The sequence below is a fragment of the Tahibacter amnicola genome (genome assembly GCF_025398735.1).
Classification (GTDB): domain Bacteria; phylum Pseudomonadota; class Gammaproteobacteria; order Xanthomonadales; family Rhodanobacteraceae; genus Tahibacter; species Tahibacter amnicola.
In genome coordinates this window covers 3,624,937-3,631,239 of the sequence record NZ_CP104694.1, presented here as the reverse complement: position 1 = coordinate 3,631,239, position 6,303 = coordinate 3,624,937, and the positions used below count along the sequence as shown (strand labels likewise).

3 protein-coding genes are annotated in these 6,303 nt (G+C 62.0%); 1 reads left to right on the top strand and 2 read right to left on the bottom strand.

Features of this window, described 5'->3' with window-relative positions:
• Positions 1–504 precede the first annotated feature (504 nt).
• Positions 505–771, bottom strand: coding sequence for a hypothetical protein (locus tag N4264_RS14600; RefSeq protein ID WP_261692979.1), 267 nt, complete (start codon positions 769–771; stop codon positions 505–507).
• Positions 772–1,057: 286 nt separating this feature from the next.
• Between N4264_RS14600 and N4264_RS14595 the strand changes: the two genes are divergently transcribed.
• Positions 1,058–3,304: an autotransporter outer membrane beta-barrel domain-containing protein gene (locus N4264_RS14595; protein WP_261692978.1), complete on the top strand. Its 2,247-nt coding sequence runs from the start codon at positions 1,058–1,060 to the stop codon at positions 3,302–3,304.
• Positions 3,305–3,645: 341 nt separating this feature from the next.
• Here the strand turns inward: N4264_RS14595 and N4264_RS14590 are convergent, their stop codons facing one another.
• Positions 3,646–6,237, bottom strand: a complete 2,592-nt coding sequence (locus N4264_RS14590; protein WP_261692977.1) for a cation-translocating P-type ATPase — start codon at positions 6,235–6,237, stop codon at positions 3,646–3,648.
• Positions 6,238–6,303: the final 66 nt, after the last annotated feature.

Genomic DNA, 6,303 nt, shown 5'->3' with positions numbered 1-6,303 from the left:
GACGCCACATCGGCGACACACTGCCGAGGCAATGTGCGCGATTGGCCCGCAGACTCGCGCCACGCTGCGCGTGCCGGTCCTTGCGCAATTGTTGTACTGGCCGGTTTGACAACCTGCTCTTCCGCAATTGGTGTACTGACCAGTTTGACAACCTGATCGGTGCGGCCATGCAGTGCGCGCCGATGCAACAATCTTTCGCTGTGGGAGTTGGCATTCTTACTCCAATGGGCATTGATGCTTGCTATTCGGAGCGATTACTGCTAGCAGAATCCGTGCACTCAAATGGATTGGCGCACGCGGACATATTGGCGAAACGCTTCCGACGCTCTGCTTGCCTAATTGAACGTTGCACTAGTACTAAACCGAACATTAGTCATTCTTCCCAACGTAAGCGGGGAATAGTCGTCGCGCGAATCACGACGCAGCAGATGCGTCCGACATGTCCCGCCCCGGGTCCGCACTCACCCGGCTTGCGATCCCGCCCACGCGAAGCCACCGCGACAATCAGCGCGCAATGCGTTCGCCTGTACCAGCGGTAGGCGAACGTGGAGCTATTGCCTGGCCGATGACGCTGGCCACGCGGACGATGTCGCCGGCAACCCACGAGCCATGTCCGGCTTCCGCACCGATCGGCCGGGTCGCGAAGAACAGATCGAACACGTGCCAGAAATCGGGACGCGGCGCCCCGGTCGCGCGCCTGGCCTGTTTCTGCCTCTCGAGGCAGTGCTGATGCGGGCGTTCTTTCGGCATAGGGATGACACGCTCGACCATCCCGTTCCGCCGTGGCGGCTTGGGACGAGGACACTGCGGGAGCACGCCAAACTGGCGTGACTTGTCCCCCGGTGCGTTGCCCTGCCCGGGACTGCTCGGCAGCGAGGTGCGCAGGCTTCCGTTTCTATCCGGGGTTGGATTCGCGTCCCGCCCTGCCGGCGAAATGTCCGGCGTTGGCTCCCTCACCCGCATCCTCCGCCCGGCCCCGCGGAATGTTCGGTTTCCCATCCGTCGGGCGTTAAAGATGGCGGCCACATCAATCAACACTTAACCAACAGGTAGGACCATGAACACGATGCAATCCGCGCACTTGCGCGGCAAGGGGTTGCACTCTGGCGCGCCGCGCCTGCGCACCCTGTGGCTGGCGGGCGCCCTGCTGGGTGGCCTGAGCTTGCAAGCCGGCGCCGAAACCTACAACGTGAACGTGTCCAGTGACGCCCCGCAGGACCCGGCCACCACCACCAAGTGCGCGGCCCAGGGCGATACCTCACACTGCTCGCTGCGCGCCGCGATCATGTTCGGCAATACGCGCGCCGGCTCTCACATCATCAACTTCGTCGGCGTCACTTCGATCACCGTGGTCAATGGCGGGCTGCCGCAGATGCGCGCGCCGTACACGGTCAACGGCAACAAGGTGACGATCAACGGCAATGGTCGTAGTTGCCTGGATCTCACCGATTCGGGAACTGCCGCGCTGGGCCATGCCAACGGCGCCACTGGTTCCAAGATCTACAATCTCGTGATCGGCAACTGCAACGGCAACGGCATCAGCGCCAACGGCCACAACTATACGTTCAGTGGCAACTACATCGGCGTGAACGCGACCGGCGCCATCGCGATGCCCAATACGGGCGACGGCATCTCCCTCTCGGCGTCGCACGTCTATCCCGATACCAGTTCCGGCTTCCTGTCCAATCTGTATTCGCAATTTCCGGTGCAGCCGGTCGACGCTTCCGCTGTCAACGCCTTTCAGAGCCAGTTGGCCACGACGCTGGCCTCACTGCAACCCGTGTACGTCACCGGCAACGTCATCTCCGGTAACGGCGGCGACGGCATCGAGATTTTCAGTCAGAACCTCGCTGCGGTATTCGTCAGCAGCAACATGATCGGCACCGACCTCACCGGCAACGTCGCCATCGCGAACGGCGGCCACGGCGTCAACCTCACGGGTACGACCTTCGGCAACATGATCGGACCGGGAAATGTCATCAGCGGCAACGGTGGCAACGGCATCAATGACGTGTCCGGTGCGGTATACCTGCCGAACTTCATCATGGGCAACCGCATCGGCCTTAGCGCCGCCAACCAGGCTGTGCATGTCGGCAACACCTTGAGCGGCATCTATGTCGATTCCAGGCCCGATACGTCGGGCACCAGCTTCAACCCGAGTTCCACGGCCGCCGTCATCGGCCCGGCCAACCTGATCTCGGACAACAAGGGCGCAAACAACAACGCCTTTCCTGACGTGGGTGCGGACTATGCCGGTGTCATGATCACGGGCGCGAGCAATGGCGTGAAGGTGCTCTACAACACCATCGGTTTAGCCGAGTTTCCTACCGGCACGCCGATCAACTCCACCGCCTTCGGCAACAAAGGCGACGGCATCATCGTCACCACCACTGGCAATGCCATCACTGGCAACATCGTCTCGGCCAACGCACGCCACGGCATCACCGTACGTGGCAGCAGTACCAACAGCACGAGCATCACCAAAAACCTGGTGGGCATCAGCCCGAGGTTCGCCAACGTTACGACCCTGGGTAACGGCGTGGACGGCATCCATATCGAAACTGCCGCCTCCACGACAGTAGGCGGCCCCAATGCAACCGACCGCAATGTGGTCGTCGCGAACAAGCGCAATGGCATCAAGCTTTACAATGGTGGTGGCGACACCAGCGGCTGGGCCAATCTGTTCCAGCGTAACCGCGTGCATGGCAATGCCAAAACGCTGGCAGGCGTGGACATCGATCTTGAGCACACCGCCAATGCCGCCGACTTCGACCACAGCGAATTCCCTGCCAACTACGCGAACCGCGATCAGAACACGCCGCAGATCTGCGCGGGCAACGAGATCTCCGGTCCGTGCGTGGGCGCCCCTACGCCCACCAACGCAGGTGCGAACACTGCGGTGCGATGGACGATTACTACCCATGGCCCGGCCAATTTTCGCGCCGAGTTCTTCTCGATCAATGCCGCCACGACCACCGCGGCAACTTCAATGGTCTTTCTGGGCGAGCAGTTGATCACCACTGACGCGGCCGGCAAACCCAACAGCGGCAATTGTCCGGCGGCGCGTTGCACTGCCAGTCTACCGCCTGTATCCAGCGGGCGCCGTGTCGTGATGACTGTAACTGACGTCACGCCGCTGACGAATGTGCCTTCCGGAAGCGGTTGGCAGGGACAGCTGAAGTGTTTCCTTGGCAACAACGGGATCATTCTGTCGGCCTGCAACGCCAACAACACTTCGGAGTACTCGAACGTGGTTGCCATCGCCGGAGGCGACGTACTGTTTGCCAACGGCTACGACCTTTAACCGCGTCTGGTCAATGCAGTCAGCGAAGCCCGTGCCATGCGCGGGCTTCGTGCATTTCGGGGTCTGCTGCGGTGCGGCGAGGTCTGAAGGATTCTCTGACCGGCCTCGGAAAACATAAGGTCTCCCTATCGCTTTCCGCACGTGTCGATCCTTCTGCACTCGCGGCAATCCCTGCCAACTTGTCGTACCGTTGCGGAACAACCGGGAGGTTTTCCCTTGCTTAAGCTGTAAAGATCCGAGTCAGTTTCCCGATCCAGGCAAGAAGATCCTTCAAAGCCCCGGTCACCAGCGCCGCGCACGCCGGGCCTTGGCAGCGCCACTCCAATCACTCAATAGCAGGCTCAGGTTGCCAACGTCGGCGGTCTCTCTCCCGGACTTGCGGGGAGGAGCTTCTTGATGAAGTCGAACAGCAGCACCGAACCCGTTCCGAACGCGATGGCCAGCAAGACGCTGTGTAGCGACGGTGCGGAAAAGTGAAAAAGCCTGGCCACTCCCGGCACGACAATGCAGATTGTAATGACGACGCCTGCTGTCGCGGCTATCCACCAAAATGCCGCGTGCCCGCGCTCCCACAGGCTTGCGAGCGTCGATCCACGCGCCATATTGACTCGTACAAGTGTCAAGTTGCCGGCAGTCAGCGTGATCAATGCCAGTGCGCGCGCAGTGCCCTCGTCATTGCCAGCGAGAGCAACAGTGTAAACAAGGATTGTCGCTGCCAGTAGCAGGCCGCCTTGCACCAGGCCTAACGCGAAATGCTTCCCGGCGACCAACGGTTCGCGTGATGGCCGCGGCGGGCGGTCCATCAAATCGCGCGCGGCCGGAGTACTCTCAAACGCGATGGAGCACACCGGATCGATAACCATCTCAATCAGCACGACGTGAGCCGGCAGCAACAGCGTCGGAAGACCGAATAGCAACGGCAGTAGCGCCAAACCGGCGATCGGCAGATGGATGGCAATGATGTAGACCATCGCTTTGCGCAGGTTGTCGAAGATCCGACGCCCCTGGCGGATCCCTTCAACGAGATCGCCCACGTCGTCGTTCAGAAGCACGATACCAGCTGCTTCCCGGGCGACATCGGTTGCCCGGGAACCTAGGGCCAGGCCGATGTGCGCTGCTTTCAGCGCTGGCGCGTCGTTGACGCCATCGCCTGTCATGGCGACAACCTCTCCGGCGCGCTGCAGCGCCTCGACCAAACGCAGCTTCTGTTCGGGTCGAATCCGCGCGAACACGCGGACCGCACGCACCACTTTATCGAGTTGTGCGTCGTCCATTCCATCGAGCATCGTGCCGTCGACGACGCCAGGCCCTGTATCGATACCAGCCTGACGGGCAATTTCTCGCGCTGTCGCCGGATAGTCCCCGGTAATCATCACGACGGCGATACCTGCCGCGCGGGCAGTCGCGATAGCGGAAGCGGCACCGGCCCGTAGTGGATCCTCGAAGGCGAGCAGCCCGATCCACTGAAATGCAATCTCGGAAGGTCTATCGATGCTTTCGTCCCCGCCCAGTTGCGCTGCGGCAACTGCCAGCACCCGGAGTCCCTGCCGCGCTAGCGCCTCCACGTCAGCGCATCGGCGCTTGTACACAGCGTCATCGAGCCGGCACAGTCGCGCGATCGCCTCAGGCGCTCCCTTGGACGCGACAACACGGCGACCGAGCGTGTCTTGCCAGACTCGGGTCAGCGCCGGCAGCTCATGGGTCAGTCCATACTCATGCCGGAGTGGCCACTCCTCGTGCAAGTGTTCGGTGCCGGTGAGCGTACGCACCGCGAGAGTGGTGGTCGCACGATCCATGGGGTCGATTGCCCGTCGCTTGCTCGCCAGCACTCCGTATTCCAATAGCGTGTGAAATGCTTCAGGAAGCACGGTCTCGTCGCCTCGCAAATGCATCGTTTCGCCGTCGATACTCAAGGCGCGGACGCGCATGCGGTTCTCCGTCAGAGTGCCGGTCTTGTCCAGGCACAACACGGTGGTAGCGCCTAATGCCTCCACCACGGCCGGCCGCCGAACCAGTACCTTTTGCCGCGCAAGCCGCCACGCACCGAGTGCGAGAAATACGGCCAGCACCATAGGAAACTCCTCTGGCAGTATCGCCATCGCCAGTGCAATACCCGTCTGAGCGCCGTCGAACCAGGCATCGCGCAGCACTCCATTTAGCAACACCACTATTCCGCAGACGATCAACGCAAGGAGACCAAACAGGCGCACCAGACGTCCGATGTTTTGCTGCAGCGGCGTCGCCGTCAGGTCGATCGCGGCCAAGGCCAGCCCGATGCGTCCGGCCTGCGTGGCGATGCCGGTGGCGCGAACTTCGGCAATGCCGTGGCCCGCCACGACGAGGGTTCCCGCGTATATCCACGGTTGGCCGTCCCCGCCAGGGGAGCCTGGTGTCGGTTCGTCAACCACACATTTTTGCACCGGCGCCGACTCGCCAGTCAGAAGTGACTCATCGATCGATAGCTGGTCCGCGCGCCGCAACACCCCATCTGCAGGCACGCGCTCGCCCTCGCTGATCAGAATCAGATCTCCCACGACGACATCCGTCGCTGCGATACGTCGCTCGATGCCGTCGCGCATCACGCGTGCGGTCGGTGCCCCCAGCGTACGCAGTGCTTCAAGCGCGTGCTCGCTGCGCGCTTGCTGCACGACGACAAGCGCCACAGTCAGCGCGGCAAATCCGGCCAGCAGCACACCCTGGGACGGATCGCCAATCACCAGGTAGAGTGAGGCGGCGCAAATGAGTAGCAGGAACATCGGCTCACGTAACACACCGACGGCGAGCCGCAGCAACGTGCGTCGCGGCGGCTGCGGCAGCGCGTTTGGTCCACCTACCTGCAGTCGGTGAAGCGCCTCCGTGGAGGCTAGTCCAGACCATACCGCCGAAGTGGTATCCCGTGTACTTGTGCGGCTGATGAAATCGGTCCTCAACATAGGCCACTCGGTTTGCATACTCCAATAACCTGTCGGCTACCGCGACGCCCTGTCGATCACACGTGG